Genomic DNA, 314 nt, shown 5'->3' with positions numbered 1-314 from the left:
TGTTTCGGACACGCCGGAGCGAGGTCGTCGATGTTGGTCAACCCGCCCTTCGCATAATCCAGGGTGGCGTGATGGATTTCCGAATGCGCGGCCGGCTGCGAACACCCGGGGTGTGAGCACACTTGTCCGTCGGGTTTGGCGAACAACGCCATGCGTTGCCCGCGGCTCGCCAGCCGGGCACGACCCAAATACAGCGGCACGGTGGTGTGCTCACCGAACACCGCCAACCAGGGTTGGGCGTCGGCGGCCAACCGGATGACGTCTTTGATGGGCAGCAGGCTGTTGGTGGCGGTGACGCCGTGGCCGGTTTCGTT

General features: G+C 65.0%; 1 protein-coding gene. It reads right to left on the bottom strand.

What is annotated here, in order from left to right; all coding sequences use genetic code 11:
- Positions 1-314: DUF222 domain-containing protein (locus tag ACPXB3_RS22605; protein WP_425729891.1), on the bottom strand; the 314-nt coding region annotated here is incomplete at both ends.

The sequence above is a fragment of the Gordonia sp. DT219 genome, from assembly GCF_049847065.1.
GTDB lineage: Bacteria > Actinomycetota > Actinomycetes > Mycobacteriales > Mycobacteriaceae > Gordonia.
The sequence above is the reverse complement of the archived record's forward strand: the minus strand, read 5'-3'. Positions and strand labels throughout refer to the sequence as shown.